Origin of the sequence: Pseudogemmobacter faecipullorum (assembly GCF_020539525.1) — a bacterium.
Classification (GTDB): Bacteria; Pseudomonadota; Alphaproteobacteria; order Rhodobacterales; family Rhodobacteraceae; genus Pseudogemmobacter; species Pseudogemmobacter faecipullorum.
This window is the reverse complement of sequence record NZ_JACDXX010000024.1, coordinates 19,259-41,286: the sequence shown is the minus strand read 5'-3', so window position 1 is coordinate 41,286 and position 22,028 is coordinate 19,259. Positions and strand designations below refer to the sequence as shown.

Genomic DNA, 22,028 nt, shown 5'->3' with positions numbered 1-22,028 from the left:
AGTTGGGTGGAAACGGAAACGTCAGGATGCGATCTGGGCGATGCCCGGTTGAACCGGCGCCTGGGAGCAATGCTTGAGGCTCTCGGGGACCGCCCTGGCAAATCTCTGCCCACGGCGTTTCAGGACTGGTCGAACACTAAGGCCGCCTACCGCTTCTTCTCCAACGGAAATGTCAGTGAAGACAAGATCCTTGAGGGCCATTTTGCCGGTAAGCATCCGGCGTAGGCCGCGGCTTTTAATCCAGGGAGACAGCTTTGGGCTTGGCGGGCTTTGGAGCCCATTTCTTTGCGATCTGGGCAAAGCGCTCGACGATCCTTTCGGGGTGGGCCTCCTCGGGATCGAATTCGCCTCCTGACCAGTAGACCATTTCTTCGTGCTGCTCATGCCCGGGATCGGTGAGGGCCTGAAGGAACTCCTCATAGCCGTATGCCCCACCAACGTCCTCAGGAGGGCATGCTCCGCTGGCCATCAAGAGACGCGGATAGCTGACGCCCGGAATGACTCCGCTTACTTTTTCCACCCGGATGGCATGGTCCCAGTCATCACCGAAGTCGTAGACATACTGGATTGTCCGCGCGCCGGTGTCCTCGATGACTTTCTGCAGCGTTGTCTTTTTTGCAGGGAGCGGGCCATCGTAGAACCCATCGGGATCAGGCTCCCCCCATGCGGCACCACCGGCGCGGAACTCGTAAAGATGGGTGTCTGTCCAGCCCATCGCGGCCTGGATCACCTCGTGCAGCCGATCCAGCCTGATCTTCAGCGGCACCTCGATCTGACGCATTGGCATCGGGTCGACATCGTTGAGGATAATGCGGAGGCGGGCGATCAGGGTCATGCGGCTATCCTTTGCGCAGGCTGGCGCCAGTTCCACGGGAGCAATTCATGCAACCGCGAGATCGGCATGTTGGGCAGGCGTGCAAGAACATCGGCAAGCCAGGCCTGAGGGTCGACATCGTTCATTTTGGCTGTGACGATCAGGCTATACATGAAGGCAGCCCTGTCCCCGCCACGGGGCGATCCTGCGAAGAGCCAGGCCTTTCGGCCAAGAGCGATACCGCGCAGAGCCCGCTCAGCCGCATTATTGGTCAGGCAGATCCGCCCGTCGTCGAGGAAGCGGGTAAAGGCATCCCAGCGGCCCTTTTCGCCGATCATGTAATCCATGGCCTTGCCGACGGGATTATGCCGCGACATGCCGGCTCGCTCCCGCCGCATCCAATCGTGCAGGTCTTCGACTATGGGGCGCAGCACCTGCTGGCGGACACTGTGACGCGCGGACGGGGATTGACCCGTGAGCGCCCGCTCCTGCGCGAAGATCTCATCGATCCTGCGCAGGGTTTCCAGGGCGAGAGGTGCGATCACCTCTGCGACTTTCTTCTTTTTACGGGCAGCCTCTTTGATATCGGCAAGCTCGAAGAACCTGCGCCGGGCATGGGACCAGCACAGCGCAGAAGCAACGGGCGCGGGCTTGCGCGCTGCCAGATAAAGGTCGTTATAGCCACCATAGGCATCGGCTTGCAGGACACCTGTCCAGCCTGCCACATGCCGGGTGGGATGTTCCATCCGCCTGTCGGTCGAGAAGTAATAGAGGGCCGCAGGCGGTGCACCACCGGCAAAGGGCCGATCATCGCGCACCCATGTCCACAAACGGGCTGTTTTGGTGCCGCCTTTGGCCATCAGCGGCACGCTTGTATCGTCTCCATGCAATCGCTCGGCCGCCAGCACATGGGCACGGATCATGTCGTGGATGGGCTCCAGTGCGGCCGCACAGGCGCCAACCTGATCGGCCAATGTCGAGAGGCTGACCTCGACACCTTCCTTTGCATAACGCTCCGCCTGTCGGTGAAGCGGCTGGTGCTGCCCAAACTTCTCAAACAGCACCATCGCCAGGAAGTTCGGGCCTGCCCAACCGCGCGGCGTGGGATGGAAGGGCGCGGGCGGCTGGCTGATCCGTTCGCAGTCACGGCAGGTGAACTTCTCACGCACCGTCTGAATGACCTTCCACTGGCGCGGGACGACTTCCAGCGTCTCGGTGATGTCTTCGCCCATCTTCACGATGCGCCCTGAGCCGCAGCAGGTGCAGGAGGCCGGGGCCTCGACCACCACGCGCTCGCGCGGCAGGTGTTCCGGGAACGGCTTGCGCGCGGGACGGCGGCGCTCAAAGCCGGCCACAGAGCTTCTGGCGGACGCTGCATCCGTGCGGGCCAGATCTTCGCCCTGATCGGCCTCCAGATCTTCGAGTTGCAGCTCCAGCTGCTCAATCAGGCGGGCATGGCGCTCAGCACTGTGGCCGTATTGATCGCGGCGCAATCTGGCGATCTGCAGGCGCAGGTGTTTGATCATCTCATCGGCAGCAGAGGCAACTGCTTGGGCCTGGCTCAAAGCTGCCCGCGTGGCCTGCAGGTCGGCCTCTAATCCGGAGGCGCGCGCCTCAGCCGCTGCCAGGGCAGCCATGAGGGAGGCGATATCCGGCGCGGTCTTTGACATGGCGCAGGCCTACCACATCGGGGCCATAAAATCCAACAAAACAAGGAATATAGGGCAATTATCCTGCCGATTTTGGTCGCTGGGTCCAGCGTGGATTGCGCCAGTCTATCCCCTCCAGAAGATAGCCGAGCTGTGCACTGGAGACGGGCACAGCGGCTCCGCTCTGACTGACGGGCCAGATGAACTTGCCTGCCTCCAGCCGCTTCAGATAGAGCGACATGCCAACGCCGTCATGCCAAAGAATTTTGATCAGATCGCCTTTGCGGCCACGGAAGCAGAAGATCTCGCCGCCATGGGGATCGCGGCCCAGGCCCTGCTGCACCTTCAGCGCAAGGGTGTTCATGCCACAACGCATATCGGTGACGCACCCGGCGATCCAGACTTTGACACCCGCAGGAAAGGCAATCACAGCGGATCCACCACATTCAACACGCGCGCCAAAAGCTCAGGCGGCAACGACGGCGAGAAGCTGATCCGCCGTCCGTTGCGTAAAGAGAGCTCGATCTGATCCGTCGCTGACATTGCAGCAGACCCTGTGCCGGATGCCCGGGCACCGGCCTCCAGCATCAGTGGCGTAAAAACTGGCGTGTCGCCTGCTGCGCTGTCAGAACCCTGCCGAAGTTCCCGCCGCCAGATCGACAGGAGTGAGCGCGAAATACCGTAACGCCGCGCCGTAGCCGACCCTTGCCGCACCCCGCGATAACTCTCTTCAACAATCCGCAGCTTATCCTCATCGCTCCAATGGCGACGCCGGCCCGTTTCATCAGCCGTGAAAATCTCGATCGAGGGAGAATGTGTAGAATATGACATAAGGCAATGCCTTAAGCCTATTCGCAAAACCGGGGCAGACGGCCCTCACCGCAAGGATACTTTTGCCGCCTCTGCCCTGCGTATCAAGGCAACCTGTGATTTTCCGCGCAGAACTGACCCAATGGGTCAGTTCTAAGCGGCAATCAACACCCATGGCGGCGGACAGGCGAGATCTTCTGCTTCCGTGGCCGCAAAGGCGATCTGATCAAGATTCTTTGGCATGACGGCGTTGGCATGTCGCTCTATCTGAAGCGGCTGGAGGCAGGCAAGTTCATCTGGCCCGTCAGTCAGAGCGGAGCCGCTGTGCCCGTCTCCAGTGCACAGCTCGGCTATCTTCTGGAGGGGATAGACTGGCGCAATCCACGCTGGACCCAGCGACCCAAATCGGCAGGATAATTGCCCTATAATCTGTTTTCACGTGTCCCACTCACGCAACGCCAGCCAAAATGGCGCCGGAGGTGTCGAACTTCGGGTCATTGTTTCGTCAGATAAGTTCGCACTGCATCAGACGCAATCGTATCCGGCCGCGTCTGATCATAGATTTCGTTTGCCCAGATCACCAGCACGACGATTTCTTTTCCCGTATTTGTCAATGCATGAACCCAGCCTGGACGCGTCCAGAAGGACTCCCCCGCAAAGATCTCACGCGATATCACATCGCCACCACGTATGTCGCGCTCAGTCAGACGGACTTTCCCATGAACAATATGGAAATTTTCGCATTTGGTATGGTGATAGTGGTTCCCGCGCGTCTCGCCCGGTACGATAGTCAGGCTAGAGACCTGACCGAACGCGTCGGACTTGAAAAGTTCGCAAAAACTGCCGGTATCGGAAGCAAAACGCGGCAAGGCGAAGATCCGCGCCTCTTGCTCAAGGTAGCTGAGATAAGTCGCATGTAGCTTCCGCGCCAGACCGTGCTCGACATCGGGCAGATGCGGCGTGTCGTGCTGCGCGCGGAAACTGTCGATCAATGCGGCGACCTCACCAACTGTGGTGCTATACGTAGGAAAATCTTCAATCAGAGAAATTCCTGGCCCGTCTGTTTGGTGAACTTGCGCACAAAGCAATTCGATACAATCATCGACATATAGGAGCTCGACCGTAGATGCCGGATCATTGATGCTGAAGGGTTCGGCCCGGACGGCCTGTTCCATAAAGGTGGACACAAAAGAGTTGTAACGAGGCCGGCACCATTTCCCGAACAGATTCGGCAGGCGCCAGATGCGCGTTGCCCATCCTGCCTTTGGTGCCAGCCTGCAGACAAGCTCTTCGCCCGCCTTTTTGGACCGGCCATAAGTGCTGTCCTGTGACACGCGGATAGTCGAGGCGTAGTGGAACGAAGCTTTGTCGCTTCGCGGGAGAAAGGTCTCCAGCACCTGTTGCGCGTAATCGACATTATCGGCCTGAAAGCTACTGTCGTCAGGCGGACGGTTTGCACCTGCAAGATGAAAGATGTGGTCAACTTGCATCCCTTGGTGTTCGGCAAGCTCAGAACCACGGCCAAGCGCAATGACCTCATGCCCTTGGGCCCGGAGCACTACCACAAGGTTTTGCCCGACAAACCCCGAGGCCCCAGTTACGACAAGACGCATCATCGATCAGAATTCCAGTGCCGCGGTCGAGCGCAAGAGATCGCAAACTCCTTGCGCGTCAAGTTGCTGGGTATTGCTGGAATGATATCCATCGCGTGACAGGTCGTTGTCCTCTTCGCCATCGGTGATGAACTGGCTGTAGTTTAGAGACCTTCCATCCTGTGCGACCCTGAAGAAAGTTCCGAGGTCCTGCCCCCTGGCAAGCTCCTCGACACTGAGCAACGCTTCGTAGTCCTTTTCTCCGTGGCGTTTGCCGATGACCTTTACTGGTGCATTCGGGGTGTTCATTAATTGTGCCACAGCTTCGGTAAGAACGCTGAGCCGCGCTGCCGGGGCCTTTTGTACAAAGATGTCACCTTTCGACCCATGCTCAAACGCATAGAGCACCAGATCGACTGATTGCTCTAGCGTCATCATAAAACGGGTCATGCTGGGCTTGGTGATCGTCATGGGCTGCCCACGGCGGATCTGCTCCATGAACAGTGGGATCACCGACCCGCGCGAACCAATCACATTGCCATACCGAGTGATCGATATGCGTGTGTCAGCACTGTTACGCGCCTTGGCACCGACCACTTTTTCCATCATCGCCTTGGAAATGCCCATCGCATTTATCGGATAGACAGCCTTGTCTGTGCTCAGACAGACAACACGCGACACGCCGGCATCGATTGCAGCGGTCAGGACATTGTCAGTACCTATGACATTGGTTTTTACCGCCTCCATCGGAAAGAACTCGCAAGATGGAACCTGCTTCAACGCAGCTGCATGAAAAATGTAGTCCACGTCCGCTATAGCCGAGCGTACAGACGCCAGATCGCGCACATCGCCGATGTGGAAGCTAAGCTGGTCGGACCCATATTGGATCCGCTGATCCTCCTGCTTTTTCTCGTCGCGGCTGAAAATGCGAATCTCTGCAAGATCACTGCCGACAAATCGTTGCAGAACAGTGGAGCCGAAGGAACCTGTCCCTCCGGTGATCAGTAGTTTTTTCCCCTTGAACATCCGTTCCTCTTAGAAAATCGTCTGGAAGCCAGCAGGCTCCAGCAAGCATTTTACAATAGTATCCTGCTCATCCTCGGTCATGTCGTAGTAGAGTGGAAGGCTTATTGCGCTTTCGTAGTAGCCTTCGGCGACCGGAAACTGTTGCGGATCGAACCCTAGGTTTCGATAGAATGGTTGCCGAGGGATCGGGATATAATGCACATTGACGCCGATCCCGTCAGAACGCAGTTTATTGATGAGGTGAAGCCGCGTAAGCGGTTTGATCCCTTCGCTCAGGCGAACGACATACAGATGCCACGCTGAACGGCTTTCGTCGTTGTCGAGGACAGGCAGTATGAAATCACTGTTCGACAGGATGCGGTCATAGCGTTCAGCGAGTTCGCGGCGGCGCTGGACGAAGAGGTCAAGGCGAGCCATCTGCGAGAGGCCAAGCGCGGCTTGGATTTCGGTCATACGATAATTGTAGCCTAAGCTATGCTGCTCATAATACCACGGTCCGTCATAGCGCTCCATATCATTGGCGTCGCGGGTGATGCCATGGCTGCGCAATGCTGCCAGCCGCTTAGCTAGCAGAGGGTCGTTGGTGGTAAGCGCCCCCCCTTCGCCGGTGGTGATGATCTTAACCGGATGGAAGCTGAATACGCAAAGCTCGCTGTAATCGCAACAGCCGACCGGCCGACCATCGTAGTTAGCGCCAATTGCGTGAGAGGCGTCTTCTAATACCTTGAATCCATAAGATTTACGTAACATGTCGAGCGCCTTCATATCGCAACTGCGCCCAGAAATATGTACGGGGATCACCACCTTAGGCAAACAGCCAGCGGCTTTAGCGAGCTTAAGCTTGGAGGCCAGCGCCTGCATATCCATGTTGAATGTGTCGGGAGCGATATCAACGAAATCGACATCGGCACCGCAATAGAGGGCGGCATTAGACGAGGCAACAAAGCTTATAGGGCTTGTCCAGACTAGATCTCCGGGCCCGACATCGAGCGCGAGGAGTCCAATATGCAGCGCACTAGTTGCACTGTTTACAGCTATGCAATGCGCTGCACCTGCGTGGGTGGCAATGGCTCTTTCAAAACGCGGCAGCGTCGGTCCTTGTGTGATGAAATCTGACCGCAGCACCTTGACGACTGCTGCGATGTCTTCCTCGGAAATATTTTGTTTGCCGTAGGGTATCATTGTGGTCTCATCTATTGAGAGGGATGTACTTCTATTGCCTCATTGCCAAGGCTTAGATCGTCCACGCACTTTAGGTAGTGACGAATGGAAGCAACCATTGTGTCGTTCCATAGGCGATGCTGCGCATTATCCGCGCTCCAAGTGCCGTTGTTAAGGAACCTTCCAGGCAATATTCCACGCAAGAGATGTGCCATGAGGCGCCGCTGATCCGTTGTTCCCTCGATCCCCGATGAAAAATCACTGTCCAACGCGTTAACGGGCAACAAATCTCCTGCTGAGGCATAATAGGGCTTGCTGTCGCTCAGAACGGGCTTCCCTCGCAATGCCGCTTCGAAGCCTGCCGTCCCCGTGCACACCAAAACGCCCCGGCATACCGAAACCAGTTCGTTGGAAGAGACCTTGGGTGAAACCATGATGCAATTTGGCTCCGCCTTGAGCCGAGAATAGAAGCCTCGCGAGCGGTATCCCAGAAGATTAGGGTGTTCTTTGACCATGAATCGCCATCGGCCGCGATATTGACGCAATAAGTCAAGGATGAAATTCTCGTAATCTATCCAACGGGTGTCGCTACTCCAGTAATCGATAGTTGCCTCTGGCGACATTTGGAGCGGCAGGTAGATCAAGTCTGCCCCCCCATCATGTGCAATTTCTACCAAATCTGGACCACTGATACCATCAAGACGCTGTGGCCAAAGGCTCCAGTATTGTAAAGCGATGTTCTGCGATACCCAATAATGATAATTCAGCTTATTTCCTGGCTTCATTCGGCGGAGCGCGAACCAAAGTGGTTTCGGTAAATTGCGCCACCATAGCCGCCACATTTGCTTGCGCATTTCGAGCGTCGATTGAACCAAAAAATCAGGTCGGTAATCTGTTACGATCAGCGTAGCCATTGCTTCGTCAATTTCGGCATCGGTAACGTTTCGGCTCTCTACGTACTCGCCTCGCGTAGAAATCCGAAAATGTTCTTTTATGAAAGTCGGCACTAAACCTATGAAGCGGATGCCGCGACGGCCGCAGAGAATAGCAAACAAATCCATGACGTAGCTATCAACGGTTAGTGACAGCATGACCTTAGGATCGGTCTCATCAAGGACCGCTTCAATGCTCTGTTCCATTGCAACCAGCAGACGCCGCGCCAGTCGAGGGTCGATATTGCGTAACAGGCGGCAGCGCAGCGTAACATCTAGGGCTTCGGACTCGGTCAGGTGAAGAAGTTTGGCATTAGGTTTAGATGACAGATAAGCGCTATTGAAGCGCTTAGCTAGGTTGCAGCGGTCTACAGACCGATGCTCACTTGCCAGCGCAAGGTTTACATCGCCCCCCCACACGCCGCGGGCTAGATGCTCCATCTGGGAGACATTCCAAGGTCTTACATAAAGAAGAACGGTCGTGGGTTTGATCATGCACATGTAGCCTTTAAAAATTAACCTCAGTTATTGCACGATATGACACTGCGCAAGTCAAAGAAGGAGTTGGTAATAAATGATGAAGGGAAAATGATCTTTATGTGCATTTTTTCAAAATATAAAAGGTGTACATAATTGCAAAAATAGAATATATAGAAAAAATTATCGTGGTGCCTGTTGCTAAAGATAGAACGCTCATTCCGCTCATGTATATCCAAAGATTATTGAGAAAAAGAGCCAATACTACCAGTCCCATATAGAGAGTCAGTGGCATTTGGTGGCGAAAATATGCGACAAGTGGAGTGATCGAGTTGGAGGTATAAAAAGCAGCAAATCCTGCTCCCTGCACTATTACAATAGAGCTGAGTCCGTGGAAAGTATTAGGAAGAAAGGTGGACTCTAAAATAAAGGTTCCTGAAATGAGAGAAAAATAGCTAGCAGTCGCTACTAAGGCTGCCGATTTTAATTTTTCATACACCATCATAGGCTCGATTTTATCTCGTTCCTGTCGTGCTTCGCCTAAATTAACGGTGTTAACAAAATTAATGGCGGTTACAAATATCATCGAGCCAACTGACAATTGATGCGCTAAGAAATAGAGCGAGATTTGCGTTTCTTCGCCGTAGAGCGACAATAACAGTCGGTCCATAGATGAGGCTAAAAGAAACAGCGCCGAGCCCAGATAGAGCGGCCATCCGAGTGCTAAGACTTGGAGGTAGTCGTCGCCTCCGAAGCGTACGGAGGCACAGCTGGGGATATGTCGGAGCATCGTCGTAACCCAAAAAATAACCGAAAGTATGCCCACCACTAACAGATAGGTCATCATATTGGCCCATCCCAGTCCTTGGAGGGCTATAAGGCTGAAGAGGCCCGCATTCAGTAGCAGATCCGGTACTAGCGAGAACGAAAAATTACGCCGGTAGCGGACATAGGGTTCGACAGCAAAGCAAGGAGCGACCAGTAGAAAAGCGATGGCGCCGAAAAAATATTGCGGCAACCATATGAAAGAGACTATCGCAAATGCTAGCCCAAAGGAAATCAGCTGTATACCGAATAAGATTAAGAACCGTTGTTCGGCTCCTGCCACACCCTCACCCAGCGTGCCCTCCTTCGCGTAGCGACTGACGAAATATCCAGACGTCGCACCAAAGTTCAGTATCTGAAGAAACTTTACTAAAAAGGCCGCCGACATTGCGGACGAGAAATTCTCAAACGGTAGATAACGCGCTCCGATAATCACGGCGATAAAGCTAAGCCCAGCCACCGTCGCTCGGTGGAGCGGATAGCTGAGCAGAAAGCGGGAAAAAATGTTCGGTCGCATTGCGGCTCAGGACTTGGTCTTGATCAGTTCCCATCGCATCGCGGACGCCCGAGGGATGTCTTCCCGGGCGATAGAACCTATGACTTGATTCAAATGCTTAGGTGCAAGACCATAACCGGGGCGAATTGAGCGGACATGTTCCTCCGTGATAACACTGCCCTTGACTATGTCCTGGACGGCATAAAGTGAGCGACGGAATACGGCGTTCGAGCGCTCGCTCGATTTTAGCCCATAATCGACGCTGCCGATGGCTTCCCACGCAATGCGGGCGTCGCGACAGAGTTGTTCCAGGTCAGATGGTTCCAGCGAGAAACTGTCATCCGGGCCACCGCCGTTGCGGTCGAGTGTGAAGTGTTTTTCTATCACCGTCGCGCCCAATGCCACCGCGGCAACGGCGCTGACGTTGTTGAGCGTGTGGTCTGACAGCCCTATCGGCACTCCGAAGCGGCGCTCCATGTCAGCGATGGTTGCGAGCTTATAGTCCTCGGGCGGAGCGGGGTAGCCCGAGACGCAATGCAAGAGCGCCAACTCCTCGCAGCCGCCCTCACGTGCCGCTTGTACTGCTTCTTCAATCTCTTCTAGATTGGCCATTCCGGTCGAGATGATCATTGGTTTGCGCTTTCCCGCGACGTAGCGAATCAGCGGCAGGTCGATTGCCTCGAACGAAGCGATTTTGAAGGCAGGTGCACCGAGTTCATCCAGAAAATCGGCTGCGGTCGGGTCGAAGGGGCTGGAGAATATTGTGATGCCGCGCTTCTTAGCATGCGCAAAAAGAACAGCATGCCACTCCCAAGGAGTGTAGGCCTGCTCGTAAAGATCGTAGAGAGTGCGACCGTGCCAGAGCCCACCCTTAATCTGGAACTCTTTTTTATCACTTTTTATGGTAATTGTGTCGGCGGTGTAGGTCTGAAGTTTCACCGCATCTGCACCAGCTTTCGCAGCTTCATCGACGACTTTACACGCCGTTTCGAGGCTCCCGTTGTGGTTAGCAGAAAGCTCCGCAATGATATATGGAGGTTGATGGCGACCGATCTCACGATTTTCTATTTTCATTTTCAGCCTTCAAGGAAATATTCTGGATTGAAACATGCCACACAAACCCGGTCTATCGGCGCTCCATCAACCCAATAGTAACCCTTCATTATAGCTTCAATGAACCAACCTGCGCGGCAATAAGCCTTGATCGAAGCTATATTGTTTTCATACATTCCGCTTTGCAATCGGCGCACATCGTATTTTTGGAATGCCACATGATTCGCTTGGGTAATGGCGCGCGATGCTAATCCCTTACCAACATATCTTCGATTTCCGATTAGACAGGCCAGATCAGATGTTTTGTTATTCATATCAATCGGACCAATTTTGATTGTACCGACAGGAATATTCTGGTTAACCATTATCATATAGAAGAAAGTGTTTCTTTCTTCCGCGTTTTCGATCCAGGAAATTAGTTTCTCACGAGAGAAGCTGCGACGGTCGCCGGTGTAGAAATCGAGGTGACCATCGCTATTCTGGTGCCACGATACGAACTCGTCAGTAATGTCTGACAAGGTCAGCGGGCAAATACTTACTTCCACTGCTCTTCTCCTAAAAAATCAGCGATAAGCATCGCACCATTTCCCGCGCATATAGAGGCTGCTCGTTTTGAAATTTCTGTTCGGAAATCGGTATCCTGCATTTGTCGAACCGCTTCCAAGAGACTGTCAGCAAAGTTCGGCTCCGATAGGCTACCCGACCCGAGCGCCACGCCCGCCTCTATCATCGCCGTAACGGAACGCGCCTGGTTCTCAGCCGTCTCGATCACGATCCCAGGTAGGCCCAAGCAGCATCGCTCCCAGTTTGTGCTGCCACCCGCAGTAATTGCGAGATCAGCGTCCGCCATCATGGTGGCCATGTCTCGGACATCAACCAGAACTTCGGTCGGCAAAGGCATAGAAGCGGCGACTTCACGCACCGCTGCCAACGCAGGGGCTCTACTACCCATAACGACGCTAATTCTCAGACCTTGCGGCAGATCGGCACGTTTGAGCGCTCTCAGAACAGTTGAAGAGGCGTCAATGGGATCTGTGCCGCCCATGGTAATCATCAGATGTCTAAACCTAGTATTATGTCGCCGAGCCAGCGCTGCCTCGCGCTGAGCAGCGAACTCTGGGCGCAATAACGCGTAGCGGGGGCCGGTTAAGAGACGACAGGATTTAGGCAACAAACCTTCGTAATCCGTAGCCTCACTGCCGAGGTTCTGATCCAGAAGTACTGCAGCCACATGAGATCTATCCGCGAGGTCATCGATGACCATTATCTGGCCGACTCGATTACAAAGCTCCTGTTGCCAGCGTGCGCCAAAAGCATAATGGTCAACCACTAACCAATTGGCTGAAGAAATCACGGCTAAGGTTTCAGTTATGTCCTGTTCCCAACTAACGCCGGCCCAGGTAGCGTGAGCGGGCGCTCCCTTAGACGCTGGTCCGGAGGGAGCGGGCAAAAGGGAAACGCCAAATCCTCTTTGCGCGATAAGTGAACCCAAATGTCCTGGCAGGTCTCGAGTTACAAAGTGACACTCCGCTCCCCGCATCCGTAGTGCATCAGCGAGCGTCAGGCAGCGCATTACATGTCCCGTACCGATGGCCAGGGAGGCATCCACCCTGAAAACAACTCGCTGTCTCATCGCGCAGCTCTCGGCCCACGGACCGAGAGCTCGGCCAGCACCTCAGCCATATCGAAGTCGTTGTAATCGTCGATATCGACGGCCGCTTGCCAATGCATTGGGCATAGCACATGCCCCGGCCCGTAGAAGGTACGAGCCTCAAGTAGAGCTGCGGCGTCGGCAATCCAGATCGCGCCAGTCGGACAATAAAGGCGGTCGAGGTCTTGCGAGCGCCTCATACGCTCCTCTGGAAAAAGCCAATCTGGTTGGAAGTCAGCGTTAAGGCGCCCGGCCCACCAAGGGTTCATCCATCCAAATTCAAAGGCGCTGATCTGGAAACTATGGGAACCTTGTCTGTATTGCTCCCAAGCTTCGCGGATCTCAGTCGCTCCGCGGAGCGGGCAATTGGGCATCAGTTGCACTACGGTATCGAATGTCTCACCGTAATGCTCGCCAGCTTGGCACAGCGCGGTAATAATTGCCTCACTGACCGGGCTATTGTCATCGGCGTGTGTATTACGCAGAAAGGGCACCTCAGCACCCTCTAAGCGAGCGCAATCGGCTATCTCCTCATCGTCAGTAGAGACTAAAATCCTGTCGAAAATGCCACTTTCTAGCGCCGCTTCGATGGTCCAGCTGATCATAGGCCTCCCACGGAATGGGGTAATATTCTTGCGCGGGATCCGCTTCGATCCGCCGCGGGCGGGAATGATCGCAATCTTGCTCACCAGACGCTCCATCCACCATCTGCTACAAGCACGTGGCCCGTCACTGCCGAGGCAGCAGCATCGTCCAAGAGGAACGCCACTGGCCCCCCCGCATCCGTGGTTCTCAACATCCGGCCAAGGGGTGCAAGCCGCGCATATCGTTCTTGAAAGGCGTCATCGGTGCGGCCGACAAAGCCACCATAGGCAACACAATTAACCCGTACTGTAGGCGCTAGACGTACTGCCAACTCACGGGTCAGATGGTGTAGCGCGGCCTTGGCCACGCCGTATTGCACAGGTGAGCGACTGAGATCCCCATCATAAAGCGCCGGATTAGGCGCGACCTCGCCATATTGAGAGCCAACAGTAACGACACCGCTGAGATTATGACGCTCGTCGCGGGCAAAACTCATCAACAGCCGGTAGGGGCCCACGACATCAATGGTTAGCTCGCTGATGAAGGGTTCTGGCTGCGCCAGCCCATCTTGCCCAACCGTCAACGCATCAAGAGAGCGCGCATTGCTCACTACATGGGTAACGCACACCCCCTTCTCCGCGATCCTGTCCGACAACGTCTCGGTGCTCTCACGATCCAAAAGGTCCAGCGATAAGGTCTCAACTCGCACGCCGGCTGTGCGCAATTTCTTCGCCAGCGGCTGGCAGCTAGAGGCATCGCGTGAGGTGAGCACTAAGTTCCAGCCAAGTGTCGCCAGATGTTGGGCAATAGCGCAGCCGAGTGTACCAGAGGCTCCAGTGATGACCACTGTCTTCGTCATTATAATCCCATTTCGATAATCTGTACCGCGCGGCGGTTGAATGCCTGGGACAGGCGCGAGCTCCCCTCCTCCACACCTGCTAAAAATTCAGCTAGTGCCGTTCGAAAAGCTGAAAAACTGTCCTGAAAAGCTAATGTCACCTCGCCCCCCTCACCAACCACACGGAACGTCAGCGGTGATGGGATACTGCTGCCCGTGGTCATCAAGTGTACATCGGGCCCGCCATCAGGCCATCGTAGGGCCAAGAGGCGCCCGTCTTTCCCAACCGGGCCAGAGAAGAGTTTCTGCACCTCGGCCTCGTGCCCTAGCATTCGCAGCACAGGATCTATCAAATGGACTGCGTAGGTTTGCCAGTACTTAGGTGTCATCGCCTGGACCAGACGGATTGGCCCAACCCGCTGGTGCGTGACCGCATCAAGCTGCAATTCTTCGGCAAAGCGCAGGGCTGAACAGCTGAAGATCTGTCCTGGGCGCCGCTGCAAAGAAAGCAACGCGTTGAAATCAGCTTCCGACAGAGCGATCGGCTTGTCGATATAAACCGGTAAGCCGGCCCGTAGGAAAGGCTCAGCCAGCCTCAGATGGTTCTCGGCATCGTCCCGCGCCAGAAGCAGTGCGTCAATCTCGTCCATCATATCTTCGGGGCGGACAACAATCGTTTTGATACGAGCAGCCTCAGCGATCTTCCGCGATTCAGCCAAATCCTGGGTCCAGACATGGGTCACCTGCACGCCCGGGAGCTGGTCCTCTGGCCAAGTTCTCTGGCCCAAGTATTGCGGAATAACTGAGAAGCCACAGTTAACCATTGCGGCAGGGTCGTAACCGTTACAGATCGCGGACCAAGAGTATGGGTGGCCATTACCCGGTGACGTCCCGATGATGCCCAGCTTGATGGTCATGGATTATTTTTCCATTTACGAGGGTCGATCAGCTCAGGGTCGTCGAACGCAAGATCTCGAGCTTCGATGACGGTCTCCTGACCTATCGCTAAGGCACTGACAAGATCTTCGAGTTGCTCAACGCAATCGACACCAACAACCACACGGGAAACACTGATGTGCTGAGCGACAAAACCTAGACAGAATGCAGCAGCCGATACGCCACTTCGGGTGATCTGCTCGTCAAGGCGCGTTAGCACTGGGGCCCATTGTGCGAAGCGAGAAGGCCTAGCTGCAGTCTTCATCAGCAACAGTCCTTGCAGGAAGACAGAACGCACGTGAAGATCTGCCCCTAGCCTGCACAGTTCGGCACGCGTCACATCGGTGCCCATGCGTTGATCCAAGACATTGAATGGAGCCTGAACGATGCCACTTTCCTCAAGACCATAGAGGTCCGCAGGATCATAGACAGAAGCTCCTAGCTTGCCAATTAATCCCTCCGCTAACAGCCCCCTCAACGCCTCACGAATTTTGCGCCCACGTGCTCCCGTCAAGTCCCGCACATCATGTACCAAGACCGCATGCAGCTTATTTGTGCGCAACAACTCTAATGAACGCATCACAGATTCGCGTGCAAGCTGTCCCACCCGCGCATCGTCACACTCGGCCAGAGAAGGAATTTTAGTTATAATCTCCCAGCGATCAGTACTACATGCTCCCAGGACCGCTTCGCTTTGTCCATATGCAGCCGCAGTATCTAGTATCCGGATACCCGCGCTATAAGCGCGGTCAAGAATCTCCCTAACTAGCCCTACATCGGGTTGACCACGAGAGTTAGCAATCCCGTACGAAAGCCCAAATTGAACCGTCCCCAAAACTATTTTTTGCGAGAGCGAAACATCATAGTCAGTATTCATTTTGGGAACCCGATATCGTCGCGAATATTTGCGACAACTCTAGATAAGTTTACGTAATGGCACTTATAGAGACGGGAGCAGCATAGGCAAATGAATAGCCCCGAGCCACGCTCCTCCGACACTCGTGCCAACTCGCGCTTCAATAGCCTGATCTCTGCGTCTTTCTCTGTCTCGCCTGATGCTGTCTTCGCGAACTTGCGCTTCCAGGCATAGAGCGAGTGCTTGCTCACCCCGAGCCGGGTCGTGTCGCGAATGTGGTGGGAATTGCCGAGCAGCGGGCTCCGAGCATGTGACATTGGGTCCATTCAGGCGGCGAGGTCAAGGGACATCGGCACGAGAGGCTGAGAAAGGGTTTCCCAGCCATCGACCTTTCGCATCTGGATCTGCCCTGACGCCAAGAGCGCCCAGAGCAGCATCGGCACGGTCTCGGCGCAGGGCAGCACGGTCTGGGTCTTGATGCGGCGTCTGAACTCCTCGTTCAGACGCTCAATGGCGTTGGTGGTCCGTGCGGATTTCCATTGCGACGGATCGAGGCGGGTGAAGCTGAAAAGGCGATCGCCGGCCTCCTCGAGGCTATCGGCCACGGCCCGGTACTTGAGCTTCCACTTGCGGAGGAAGGCCTTGCGGCGCGTCTCGATCTCGGCGGCGCTGTCGGCGTAGATCATGTCGCGGTAGTCTTCGCTCAGCTCGTCATGCAGGCGCTTTGGGGCGTGGCCTAGCAGGTTGCGGTGCTTGTGAACCGTGCAGCGTTGAATGGCCAGATCCTCGCCCCAGAGTGCCACAAGCGCGGCTTCAAGGCCGGGGGCGCCGTCAACGATTACGAACTCGGGCCGCCTCAGGCCCCGCGCGTCCAGATCGGTGAGGAATTGGCTCCAGGCAGCCGTGCTTTCGCCGCCCATGTTCCTGATTGAGAGGAGCACCTTTTGTCCGTCGCGCCGAACACCGATCGCCGCCAGCACCGAGATGTTGGTGGCCTTGCGGTCCAGCCGGGTCTTTATGACGGTGCCGTCGAGGATGAGCCGCACGATATCCTCCTCGGCCAGGTCGCGGGTGGACCACGCGTCCCAATCGAGCTTCACCTTGCGCCAGGCCCGGCTGACCACGTCCTTGCTCACCGCCCCCTCGAACAGTCCAAACAGCGCCCGCTTGACCCGGCGCGTGTTGGTGCCGGCCAGGTAGACCGCCGCGATCAGGGCCTCGGCCTTCTTTGTCAGCCGCCTGTGGCGGGGCAGTGCCTTCGAGCGCCATTCGGTGATCTTGCCGGCTTCGTTCTCGATCCGGGCACGAGGAACCCGCACCGTCTCAGTGCCGAATGTGCCGGTCAGCTGCCGATCGCGATGCCCGTGGCGGTAGCCCTTGGCCCGCTCGTTGCCGCGGCCGTAACGAAACCTTCCAAGAAAGTCGGCCAGTTCCTCTTCGAACATGGCCTCAATGGTGGCACGGACATTTGCCCGAAGGCGATCCTCGATCGGATCATACGCCCCTGCGTCGGGCAGTAGCGAAAAGGATGAGCTGTCGGTATTCTGCTTCATGGCGTGATCTCCCTGGCGGTTGCCGCCGCCGGTTGGGTGGGTGTTGGTTCACCCGGAGATTACGCCGCAAGCCAATTTTTACCACTTCCGAGACACGACCGCCGAGCCGTTAAGAAACCTCGCTGACCGGGGAGCCCCGTTCCGTGATCTGCGCGCATCACGCTTGAACTCGTCGCTGAAAGTGGCCGTGCCCATCATGGCCTCCTTGCCTCAAAATTAGCAAAGAAGGCGTCCACGAAACATGGGGCTATTCGAACGATATATCCTCCAGTGCCGTGTTGAACGGTACCACCATCCGGGGCGATCCTCGATTACCAAAGAGGTCTGATATTCCCGGACCACTATCCGAATCTTCCTTACGATGGTGAAAATGTTGAAAACGTCGACCACACAGCATCGGTTGACATGCCAGTATTTCACCCTCATTCCATCCAGAACATCGGAAAGCAGCCGCTTCTGACGCTGTTCTGAACACTTGATCTCTTTGACCCGGCCGCGCCGGACACATATTCCGAACCCGTTTTGCAGGATTGACCATGTCCCGACTGAAAGTGATGACCATCCTCGGAACCCGACCCGAGATCATCAGACTGTCACGGGTCATGGCGCGGCTCGATGCCTTTACCGACCATGTCTTGGTCCATACCGGACAAAACTGGGACCATTCCCTGAATGAAGTCTTCTTTGAGGATCTGGGTGTGCACAAGCCAGACCATTTCCTTGGCACCGGCGGTGGCTCTCTTGGAGAAACACTTGGCAAGATCCTGATCGAGAGCGAAAAAGTCATCCGTGAGGAAAAGCCCGATGCGGTGCTGATCCTCGGCGATACCAATTCTGCGATTTCGGCGATAATTGCCCGACGGCTGAAGGTGCCAGTCTATCACATGGAGGCGGGCAATCGCTCCTTCGACCGCAACGTACCGGAAGAGACCAACCGAAAGCTGGTCGACCACATTGCAGACTTCAATCTGGTCTATACCGAACATGCCCGCCGGCATCTTCTGTCCGAAGGCATTCAGCACCGCCGGATTTATCTGACCGGATCGCCTATGCGGGAGGTATTGGAACACTACCGTGATCGTATCGATGCCTCGGATGTACTGTCACGGCTCTCGCTTAAGCGACAGAGCTATTTCATCGTCTCGCTGCACCGCGAGGAGAATGTCGACAATGCCGTACGCCTGCGCTCGCTTCGTGACACACTGAACAGCCTGGCGCGGGATCACGACATGCCCGTGATCGTCTCTACCCATCCACGCACCCGCAAACGGCTGGAAGCCCTGGGCGAAGACGGCGCTTTCGATCCGCGTGTGCAATACATGACGCCCTTCGGGTTCCATGATTACAACGCCCTGCAGATGAACGCCTTCTGCGCTATTTCAGACAGCGGTACCATCGCCGAAGAAAGCTCGATCCTGCAGTTCCCCGCGATCACGCCACGCGATGCGATCGAACGGCCCGAAGGGCTGGACGTCGGCTGCATCCTAGTGACAGGTCTCAACCCCGACACTATCCGCGAGGCTGTGGAAGCTGTGACCCGGCTCCATGCCGAGCGCCAGGCCGCTGGCCGCCGCCATCCGCTGCCCGAGGACTATGCCATCGACAATACCTCCGAGCGGGTTCTCAGCCTGATCCTCGGCACGGCGCGGTTGTCGAATGGCTGGGACGGCATCAGGATGAACGATCTGACATGAGTGACGCCGGCCCTGACACAAAGAAACCGCTCTCTATAGCTTTCGTCTCGCAATACTTCTTTCCCGAACAGTTCAGTAACAATGCCATCACCGAAGAGCTGATCCGGCGCGGCCATTCTGTCGACGTGATAACCGGAGTGCCGAATTACGGGCGCGAGACATTCTTTGAAGGCTATTCAAACAGCCAGCGCCGCGAAGAAGACTGGAAAGGTGCGCGCGTGCACCGGGCGCGCTCAGTGGCACGTGGAAAAAGCAAGCTGCGATTGCTTCTGAACTATGTCACCTTTCCGGTGACAGGAACATGGACGGCATTGCGCAAGGTGAAGCGAAGGCCTGATGTGTCTTTCGTGTCGATGCCGTCGCCGCCCTTCCAGGCTCTGCCCGCGATCATGCTGAAATGGTTTCGTGGTGTGCCCACGGTCTATTGGGTTCAGGACATCTGGCCCGAAACCGCCATCGAAACGCTGCGGTTGAAGAATCCGTTGGTGGTCCGGGCCCTCAGCGCTGTCTGTGGCTGGCTTTTCCGCCGCGCTGATCTGGTCCTGGTGCAGAGTGCCGCTTTCCCTCCAATGATCTCGCGTTTTGGCATTGCCGAGAACCGTATCCGCGTGCTTCCGAACACGGCACCGGCAATGTATCGGCCCATGGCTGCGACGGATGCCCCCGATGCGGGTGCCCTTGTGCCCGGGGCCGGTTTCCGGGTGATGTTCGCTGGTAATATCGGTGAAAGCCAGGATTTCGATACTTTGCTCGCCACAGCGCATCTTCTGCGAAATAGAACAGAGCTGCACTGGGTCATCATCGGCAGCGGCCGCGATCTGGAACGAGTGAGAAAAAGGGCGCATGAGCTGGGGATCACAGGTCATTTCCATCTGCTCGGGCGCCACCCGGAAGAGAGCATGCCGGGTTTTTTCGCGCAGGCAGATGCATTAATAGTGTCTCTGCGCGACAGCGAGATCTTCAACCGGATCGTACCTTATAAGGTGCAATGCTACATGGCCTGCGGCCGCCCGATCCTTGCCGCCATCGGCGGTGAGGGCACGCGGGTGATAGCCGCTTCCGGCGCAGGCATCACCGCCCCGCCCTCACAACCCGAAGCTTTGGCTGAGGCCGTTACCCGGTTGATGGATCTGCCAGAAGATGAGCGTCAGGCGATGGGCGCACGGGCGCGCGACTTCTATGAGTCACAATATTCCGCAGAACAGGTTTATGGTGATCTTGAGGCCTGGCTACGAGAGGCGGCGGCAAAACGTCGCTGAAGCCGCTTCTTCTATAGGCCGCTCGCGCTATTGGTTACTCCGTGACGAAGACAGGACGTGTCGGATCGGGGTTCAGGAACTCTGCATCCAAGGTGCGCGCGATCCCTTCCTCCAGCGTAACCGGCGCTGTGAACCCCACAACCTGGTGCGCTGCAGAAGCGAAGGCTGTGCTGGAGATAAACTTCTTCACCCTGATTGCACTGAGAGGCAGGCGTTTTCTTGTGATACGCGTGACACCATCGGCAAGATGGCCAAGACCCATCCCCAGCCAGGTAGGAAGCCGTAGCCCGACCCCGGGCTTATCAAGCACGGTCGAACGGACGTGCGCGACCAGTTCGTTCATGCTGGGGTCCGGCTTGTCGACATAATTGCAAAGATGAACGCCGGGGCCTGATTTTGCCATGTGGCGAATGAAGGCAACGACATTTTCCACATATGCCATAGATTTGCGGTTCTCCCCCGCTCCCACCATGACGAAGCGCCCGCGCGCAATCTGGCTCAGCAAGTTGAAAACATTGCCTCGATTTCCTGGGCCGAAAACAACCGTCGGACGTATGATCACGAGGCTACGACGTTCGGGGGCCTCCGCCTGCCAGGCACGCAATACTTCTTCGGCCTCGAACTTGGTGCGGCCATAGGCGTTGAAAGGTGCGATCTTGCCCTCTTCGCCGGTATCTGGCGCCGCAAAACCATAGACCGCGACCGAGCTGGTGAAGACGATGCGGTCGATACCACGCAGACTGGCAGCGCGGCAGATGTTGCGCGTTCCCTCGACATTGACCTCATCATAGCGCGAGAGCGGGCGGATATCGTCGCGGTGCTCGGCTGCCAGATGGATGATGGTATCGCCTGTCATGCTCTGGGTAAGGCGTTCCTGATCGAGGATATCCATCTCCACCGCCTGATCCGGAAAGAACGGGCTTGGACGGCGATCGATAATGCGAAAGATCTCACCGTCACGCTCCAGCGCTTGCGCCAAGTTGGAGCCAATGAAACCACTGCCGCCAGTAATAAGCCAGGTCATGATCGAACTCCTGTAATCTGCCGGTCAGCGCAGGCGCTTAAACACAGTCTTGAGCATAATCATCGCATCCACGCAGAGGTTGCGACGGTTCTGATAGATCAGGTCGATGCGTGCCTTGCGGGGGACACAGACGCGCGAATAAATTACATCGGTCTCGGCGGTAGTGCGGGCGCGGGCCAGCAGCCATTCCTCATGGGCATGGAAATAGACCGAAGCGAGACCGGTGATCCCGGGGCGAGACTTCAGCACCTCGCGGTAAAGCTCTGGGAACCGTTCAACATATTGGCGCAGAGGCGGACGCGGGCCGACGAAGCTGATATCCCCCTTCAACACGTTCCATAGCTGCGGCACTTCATCCAGGCGGGTACGACGGAGAAAATGTCCGTTTTTTGTAATCCGGTCCGCCTTGTCGCCGCCGGAAACGCCACTGTCACTGGCCACGGTCTTCATGGTGCGGAATTTTACCAGCCGAAAACCCTCAGTCGGGGTCTTCATCCGCTCAGAGATATAGAAGACCGGACGACCGTCCCGGATCAGGATCAAAAGCGCGGTAAAAGCCACGGGAAAGATCAGGATAATCCCCAGGACTAGTGCGACCAGTATATCGAAAAGGCGCTTTGTTACTGTCACTGTGGGTCCTTAGGCTAGGCCATTGCGCGATCATATCGCGTGGGGTGATACCTTTGAACGCTAGTTGATACAAGGATTTGAACCATACCGGGGTTGGCGGCAGCTGACCCAGCCAAACAGCGTTTCATCAAACAAGCTGCTACTGCAATCTTCCCGTGAACAAGACA

23 protein-coding genes and 1 pseudogene are annotated in these 22,028 nt (G+C 56.1%); 4 read left to right on the top strand and 20 right to left on the bottom strand.

The annotated features are described in order from the left end of the window. Positions 1 to 225, top strand: a 225-nt coding sequence (locus tag H0485_RS18580) for an IS4/Tn5 family transposase DNA-binding protein (RefSeq protein WP_226937420.1), incomplete at its 5' end; no start/stop codon positions are given. Between the two features lie 10 nt (positions 226 to 235). Here H0485_RS18580 and H0485_RS18575 read toward each other — a convergent pair. From H0485_RS18575 to tnpA, 4 genes are read right to left on the bottom strand one after another with little or no spacing between them, the layout of a single operon-like run. Next, positions 236 to 835: a plasmid pRiA4b ORF-3 family protein gene (locus H0485_RS18575; RefSeq protein ID WP_226937419.1), complete on the bottom strand. Its 600-nt coding sequence runs from the start codon at positions 833 to 835 to the stop codon at positions 236 to 238. Then, positions 832 to 2,484 (bottom strand): IS66 family transposase, encoded by a 1,653-nt coding sequence (gene tnpC, locus H0485_RS18570; RefSeq protein WP_226937418.1) that lies wholly within the window; start codon positions 2,482 to 2,484, stop codon positions 832 to 834. Before tnpC ends, H0485_RS18575 begins: the two co-directional genes overlap by 4 nt. A 58-nt stretch (positions 2,485 to 2,542) precedes the next feature. Further along, positions 2,543 to 2,893 (bottom strand): IS66 family insertion sequence element accessory protein TnpB, encoded by a 351-nt coding sequence (gene tnpB / locus H0485_RS18565; protein WP_226937417.1) that lies wholly within the window; start codon positions 2,891 to 2,893, stop codon positions 2,543 to 2,545. Then, the gene (tnpA, locus tag H0485_RS18560; protein ID WP_226937416.1) at positions 2,890 to 3,294 is read right to left on the bottom strand and encodes an IS66-like element accessory protein TnpA; all 405 of its coding nucleotides are present in this window, start codon (positions 3,292 to 3,294) and stop codon (positions 2,890 to 2,892) included. The genes tnpB (H0485_RS18565) and tnpA overlap by 4 nt, the downstream gene beginning before the upstream one ends. Positions 3,295 to 3,465: 171 nt before the next feature. On the opposite strand from tnpA, the gene tnpB (H0485_RS18555) reads away from it, so the two are divergent. Beyond that, a complete protein-coding gene (gene tnpB, locus H0485_RS18555; protein WP_226937422.1) occupies positions 3,466 to 3,690 on the top strand; it encodes an IS66 family insertion sequence element accessory protein TnpB in 225 nt (74 codons plus the stop codon). A gap of 77 nt (positions 3,691 to 3,767) precedes the next feature. On the opposite strand, the gene H0485_RS18550 is transcribed toward tnpB (H0485_RS18555), so the two are convergent. The 14 genes and pseudogenes from H0485_RS18550 to H0485_RS18485 form a co-directional block, all read right to left on the bottom strand. Continuing rightward, a complete protein-coding gene (locus H0485_RS18550; protein ID WP_226937415.1) occupies positions 3,768 to 4,889 on the bottom strand; it encodes a polysaccharide biosynthesis C-terminal domain-containing protein in 1,122 nt (373 codons plus the stop codon). Between the two features lie 3 nt (positions 4,890 to 4,892). Next, positions 4,893 to 5,891 carry a polysaccharide biosynthesis protein gene (locus tag H0485_RS18545; RefSeq protein WP_226937414.1) on the bottom strand — a complete coding sequence of 333 codons (999 nt, stop codon included), beginning with the start codon at positions 5,889 to 5,891 and terminating at the stop codon, positions 4,893 to 4,895. A gap of 9 nt (positions 5,892 to 5,900) precedes the next feature. Then, the gene (gene pseC / locus H0485_RS18540) at positions 5,901 to 7,073 is read right to left on the bottom strand and encodes a UDP-4-amino-4,6-dideoxy-N-acetyl-beta-L-altrosamine transaminase (protein ID WP_226937413.1); all 1,173 of its coding nucleotides are present in this window, start codon (positions 7,071 to 7,073) and stop codon (positions 5,901 to 5,903) included. A gap of 11 nt (positions 7,074 to 7,084) precedes the next feature. Continuing rightward, the gene (locus H0485_RS18535; RefSeq protein ID WP_226937412.1) at positions 7,085 to 8,479 is read right to left on the bottom strand and encodes a capsular polysaccharide export protein, LipB/KpsS family; all 1,395 of its coding nucleotides are present in this window, start codon (positions 8,477 to 8,479) and stop codon (positions 7,085 to 7,087) included. A 100-nt stretch (positions 8,480 to 8,579) separates the two neighbouring features. Further along, the gene (locus H0485_RS18530; protein ID WP_226937411.1) at positions 8,580 to 9,803 is read right to left on the bottom strand and encodes a polysaccharide biosynthesis protein; all 1,224 of its coding nucleotides are present in this window, start codon (positions 9,801 to 9,803) and stop codon (positions 8,580 to 8,582) included. Positions 9,804 to 9,809: 6 nt separating this feature from the next. Further along, complete coding sequence (gene pseI, locus H0485_RS18525; protein WP_226937410.1) at positions 9,810 to 10,856, bottom strand: pseudaminic acid synthase; 1,047 nt, start codon at positions 10,854 to 10,856, stop codon at positions 9,810 to 9,812. 2 nt (positions 10,857 to 10,858) lie between these two features. Continuing rightward, positions 10,859 to 11,380, bottom strand: a complete 522-nt coding sequence (locus H0485_RS18520) for a GNAT family N-acetyltransferase (RefSeq protein ID WP_226937409.1) — start codon at positions 11,378 to 11,380, stop codon at positions 10,859 to 10,861. Continuing rightward, positions 11,371 to 12,468 (bottom strand): UDP-2,4-diacetamido-2,4,6-trideoxy-beta-L-altropyranose hydrolase, encoded by a 1,098-nt coding sequence (gene pseG / locus H0485_RS18515; protein ID WP_226937408.1) that lies wholly within the window; start codon positions 12,466 to 12,468, stop codon positions 11,371 to 11,373. Before pseG ends, H0485_RS18520 begins: the two co-directional genes overlap by 10 nt. Further along, positions 12,465 to 13,175: an acylneuraminate cytidylyltransferase family protein gene (locus H0485_RS18510; RefSeq protein WP_226937407.1), complete on the bottom strand. Its 711-nt coding sequence runs from the start codon at positions 13,173 to 13,175 to the stop codon at positions 12,465 to 12,467. The genes pseG and H0485_RS18510 overlap by 4 nt, the downstream gene beginning before the upstream one ends. After that, the gene (locus tag H0485_RS18505) at positions 13,172 to 13,930 is read right to left on the bottom strand and encodes an SDR family NAD(P)-dependent oxidoreductase (protein WP_226937406.1); all 759 of its coding nucleotides are present in this window, start codon (positions 13,928 to 13,930) and stop codon (positions 13,172 to 13,174) included. The genes H0485_RS18510 and H0485_RS18505 overlap by 4 nt, the downstream gene beginning before the upstream one ends. Beyond that, positions 13,930 to 14,826 (bottom strand): Gfo/Idh/MocA family oxidoreductase, encoded by an 897-nt coding sequence (locus H0485_RS18500; protein WP_226937405.1) that lies wholly within the window; start codon positions 14,824 to 14,826, stop codon positions 13,930 to 13,932. The genes H0485_RS18505 and H0485_RS18500 overlap by 1 nt, the downstream gene beginning before the upstream one ends. Beyond that, on the bottom strand, positions 14,823 to 15,722 hold the full coding sequence (locus tag H0485_RS18495; protein WP_226937404.1) for an aldo/keto reductase: 900 nt from the start codon (positions 15,720 to 15,722) through the stop codon (positions 14,823 to 14,825). The genes H0485_RS18500 and H0485_RS18495 overlap by 4 nt, the downstream gene beginning before the upstream one ends. 107 nt (positions 15,723 to 15,829) lie before the next feature. After that, a pseudogene (locus H0485_RS18490) lies at positions 15,830 to 15,961 on the bottom strand (transposase); the annotation flags it as partial. A gap of 66 nt (positions 15,962 to 16,027) precedes the next feature. Next, complete coding sequence (locus H0485_RS18485) at positions 16,028 to 17,254, bottom strand: IS256 family transposase (protein WP_226937403.1); 1,227 nt, start codon at positions 17,252 to 17,254, stop codon at positions 16,028 to 16,030. Positions 17,255 to 17,790: 536 nt separating this feature from the next. Between H0485_RS18485 and wecB the strand changes: the two genes are divergently transcribed. Together wecB and H0485_RS18475 are read left to right on the top strand one after the other, a co-directional pair. Continuing rightward, positions 17,791 to 18,948 (top strand): non-hydrolyzing UDP-N-acetylglucosamine 2-epimerase, encoded by a 1,158-nt coding sequence (gene wecB / locus H0485_RS18480; protein WP_226937402.1) that lies wholly within the window; start codon positions 17,791 to 17,793, stop codon positions 18,946 to 18,948. Continuing rightward, positions 18,945 to 20,207, top strand: coding sequence for a glycosyltransferase family 4 protein (locus tag H0485_RS18475; RefSeq protein WP_226937401.1), 1,263 nt, complete (start codon positions 18,945 to 18,947; stop codon positions 20,205 to 20,207). The genes wecB and H0485_RS18475 overlap by 4 nt, the downstream gene beginning before the upstream one ends. 34 nt (positions 20,208 to 20,241) lie before the next feature. Here the strand turns inward: H0485_RS18475 and H0485_RS18470 are convergent, their stop codons facing one another. Next, complete coding sequence (locus tag H0485_RS18470; protein ID WP_226937400.1) at positions 20,242 to 21,231, bottom strand: NAD-dependent epimerase/dehydratase family protein; 990 nt, start codon at positions 21,229 to 21,231, stop codon at positions 20,242 to 20,244. Positions 21,232 to 21,255: 24 nt separating this feature from the next. Continuing rightward, complete coding sequence (locus H0485_RS18465) at positions 21,256 to 21,861, bottom strand: sugar transferase (RefSeq protein WP_226937399.1); 606 nt, start codon at positions 21,859 to 21,861, stop codon at positions 21,256 to 21,258. Positions 21,862 to 22,028: the final 167 nt, after the last annotated feature.

Bases quoted from the DNA above. Each gene is read 5' to 3' on its own strand.
- H0485_RS18500 (WP_226937405.1), bottom strand. From the start codon at position 14,826: ATGACCATCAAGCTGGGCATCATCGGGACGTCACCGGGTAATGGCCAC.
- H0485_RS18535 (WP_226937412.1), bottom strand. From the start codon at position 8,479: ATGATCAAACCCACGACCGTTCTTCTTTATGTAAGACCTTGGAATGTC.
- H0485_RS18485 (WP_226937403.1), bottom strand. From the start codon at position 17,254: ATGAAGCAGAATACCGACAGCTCATCCTTTTCGCTACTGCCCGACGCA.
- tnpA (WP_226937416.1), bottom strand. From the start codon at position 3,294: ATGTCATATTCTACACATTCTCCCTCGATCGAGATTTTCACGGCTGAT.
- H0485_RS18470 (WP_226937400.1), bottom strand. From the start codon at position 21,231: ATGACCTGGCTTATTACTGGCGGCAGTGGTTTCATTGGCTCCAACTTG.
- pseG (WP_226937408.1), bottom strand. From the start codon at position 12,468: ATGAGACAGCGAGTTGTTTTCAGGGTGGATGCCTCCCTGGCCATCGGT.
- H0485_RS18550 (WP_226937415.1), bottom strand. From the start codon at position 4,889: ATGATGCGTCTTGTCGTAACTGGGGCCTCGGGGTTTGTCGGGCAAAAC.
- wecB (WP_226937402.1), top strand. From the start codon at position 17,791: ATGTCCCGACTGAAAGTGATGACCATCCTCGGAACCCGACCCGAGATC.
- H0485_RS18530 (WP_226937411.1), bottom strand. From the start codon at position 9,803: ATGCGACCGAACATTTTTTCCCGCTTTCTGCTCAGCTATCCGCTCCAC.
- H0485_RS18545 (WP_226937414.1), bottom strand. From the start codon at position 5,891: ATGTTCAAGGGGAAAAAACTACTGATCACCGGAGGGACAGGTTCCTTC.
- pseC (WP_226937413.1), bottom strand. From the start codon at position 7,073: ATGATACCCTACGGCAAACAAAATATTTCCGAGGAAGACATCGCAGCA.
- H0485_RS18495 (WP_226937404.1), bottom strand. From the start codon at position 15,722: ATGAATACTGACTATGATGTTTCGCTCTCGCAAAAAATAGTTTTGGGG.
- H0485_RS18505 (WP_226937406.1), bottom strand. From the start codon at position 13,930: ATGACGAAGACAGTGGTCATCACTGGAGCCTCTGGTACACTCGGCTGC.
- pseI (WP_226937410.1), bottom strand. From the start codon at position 10,856: ATGAAAATAGAAAATCGTGAGATCGGTCGCCATCAACCTCCATATATC.
- tnpC (WP_226937418.1), bottom strand. From the start codon at position 2,484: ATGTCAAAGACCGCGCCGGATATCGCCTCCCTCATGGCTGCCCTGGCA.
- H0485_RS18475 (WP_226937401.1), top strand. From the start codon at position 18,945: ATGAGTGACGCCGGCCCTGACACAAAGAAACCGCTCTCTATAGCTTTC.
- H0485_RS18575 (WP_226937419.1), bottom strand. From the start codon at position 835: ATGACCCTGATCGCCCGCCTCCGCATTATCCTCAACGATGTCGACCCG.